This window comes from Archangium sp. (genome assembly GCF_036388035.1).
Lineage (GTDB): Bacteria > Myxococcota > Myxococcia > Myxococcales > Myxococcaceae > Archangium.
The window spans coordinates 1-2,222 of sequence record NZ_DASVSO010000263.1 but is presented as its reverse complement, the minus strand read 5'-3'; the positions used below and the strand labels follow the sequence as shown (position 1 = coordinate 2,222).

Annotated in this window: 3 protein-coding genes; 2 read left to right on the top strand and 1 reads right to left on the bottom strand. The window is 65.0% G+C overall.

All coding sequences use genetic code 11. The features are described 5' to 3' along the window. Both VF697_RS11185 and VF697_RS11180 read left to right on the top strand, forming a co-directional pair. Positions 1–183: hypothetical protein (locus VF697_RS11185; protein ID WP_331094116.1), on the top strand; the 183-nt coding region annotated here is incomplete at its 5' end. A 105-nt stretch (positions 184–288) separates the two neighbouring features. Next, a complete protein-coding gene (locus VF697_RS11180) occupies positions 289–756 on the top strand; it encodes a hypothetical protein (RefSeq protein WP_331094114.1) in 468 nt (155 codons plus the stop codon). 191 nt (positions 757–947) lie between these two features. On the opposite strand, the gene VF697_RS11175 is transcribed toward VF697_RS11180, so the two are convergent. Further along, positions 948–1,970: a cell wall hydrolase gene (locus VF697_RS11175; RefSeq protein ID WP_331094112.1), complete on the bottom strand. Its 1,023-nt coding sequence runs from the start codon at positions 1,968–1,970 to the stop codon at positions 948–950. Positions 1,971–2,222: the final 252 nt, after the last annotated feature.

The window sequence follows — 2,222 nt, the reverse complement described above, 5'->3', positions numbered from 1 at the left end:
ATCTATACGCACCATCAACGGCGGTCCAATCAAGCGCAATATGGGGTGAACGTGGCGTGCCTGGATGGGGTCAGCCCGTTTGACTTCCACGAAGTGCCCGTGATCGACGGGGTGCAGCATCCCAGCGATAATGGCGGGTTGGCAAGGCAGGCCGGCACCCTTCGGTTCGAGCCCAGCCGCTAGCGGTCCGGTCTAACGGTGAACGGCGCCCGGGAGGCGGGCGGCCGCGAGCCCTCGGAACGAAGCCTTCACCTGGCGTTCCCCGCCTCTTGCCATTACGAACCCGGCATGAACCCCATGTACGCTTCACAGCCTTTCCAGCCGTACCTTCTTTCGGGCGAGCGGATCATGTGGTCCGGCCAGCCCAAGCAGGGCTTGACCCTCGGCCCGCGTGACGCACTCCTCATCCCGTTCAGCCTGATGTGGGGCGGTTTCGTCATCTTCTGGAACGCAATGATGTGGTTTGGCCCATTCGGGGATCAGTCCGGCGGTGGTCCAGGCTGGCTGTTCAGGCTTTGGGGACTGCCGTTCCTGGTGATCGGCCTGTATATCATGGCCGGCCGGTTCTTTCATGACGCGCGGATACGAAAGAAGCTTTTCTACGCAGTCACCAATCAGCGGGTCCTGGTTCTTCGCGGATCGAAGATCACCTCCCTCGACATAGACCGGCTCCCCCGTCTTGAGCTTTCGGAACAGCGCGGGGGCACCGGAAGCATTGCGTCGACGGAGGCAACCTGCTGTCTCTGGGTGCCGTGAACGGGTTCACTTTGTGGCTCCCGGCCTTGGGAGGGGCCACGCAGTTCTTCCGAATAGAAAATCCTCGCACCGTTTACGAACTCATCCGCAGACAGGCGCAACCGCGCGCTTAGAGAGCAAGTCCCTTCCGAATCCGTTGCCGGCCCGTCACGGGCTGAGAGGATCGCGCGAGAGCAACTCCCGACTGGCCGTCACGGCGCGGCGACGGGAGCCTTCGGCTGGTCGAGCCAACGGCCGGAGTTGCGATACTCCTCTTTGATCGTGGAGGGGGGGAGGGTGTCGTCGACCGGTTTTGCCGTGGGGAGGTTGTCGAGATAGGGCGCGGGGGTGTCGATCGGCAGGATCACCGCCGGGATGTAAGGCGCTGTGGCCGCGGCGGCGTGGACCTGCGGCACGGCGTCGGGCGAGATCGGCAGCCGGGTTGCGATCACGGTTGCGGCCGAGGGCTCGTGGGCGGCGTAACGCTGGGAGAAGGCGCCGGGCGTGCCCCAACGGTCCGGGATCCGGTAGAAATTGTGGCTGCCGATCACCGCCACCTTGGCGAGCCGGTAGGCCCAGGAGGGGAGCACCTGGTGGGTGTGGTAGTGGGTGGCGTACCCCACGGGCGCGAACACCTTGCCGGCAAGCGCGTCGGCAGCGATCCGCCGGGCGCGGGCCCAGCCGAAGCCGGTGGGGATTGCGGCAAGCGAGCCGTCGCAGGTGAAGGTGAACTGGCAGCCGCCGCCGGCGCGCATCGGGCCCTGGTAGACGACGCCGCAAACGGTGGACGGCCAGGACGGATGGCGGACCCGGTTGAGCACGACCTGAGCGACGGCCTGCTGGCCTTCCTCGCTCTCGGAGCGTGCCTCGTAATACACGGCCTGGGCAAGGCATTGCAGCGCGCGCTCGTGATCGAGCGGGCCGGCGCCGCGGAACACCACCGAGAGCGCGCGGGGGTTGGGGACATGGGCGAGGGGGATTGAGGCGTTGATGCTGACGGCAGCGTCGGGGGCGATTTTCTCAAGCGCGGTTTCGAGGAAATCGGGGTTGGGGGCATCGGCGGCGCGGACTGCTGCCAACGAGGCGGCACGCGCGTCGGCCCTCATTTCCTGGGATGGGGTGGCGTTCAGCGGCACGCATGAGGCGCTGCCGAGCAGCATGAACACGCAGGCAAGCTCCCGCCTGCCGCGCTTGCGCAGCTCTTCAAACACTTCATGGATAAGGTTTATCAGCACCGTTTATGTCAGCTCATTGCCTGTCTCGAGTGCCCGCCTAGACCCCCTTTAGCTAATAATGTTGCTACGGGCGGCCCCCTGTTTGCGGTTGTGCCAGATTGGGACTGGTGCGGCGGCACGGCTTAATTGCGCGGCCAAGCGCCTCTCGTGGATCGGTTTTCGCGGTCGCTGCGTTTGCTGACATTGATGCAGATTTGGAGTTTTGTGTATGCGTAAGCTGTTGGCGTGCGTTTCGGCGGCGGCCTTGTTGGT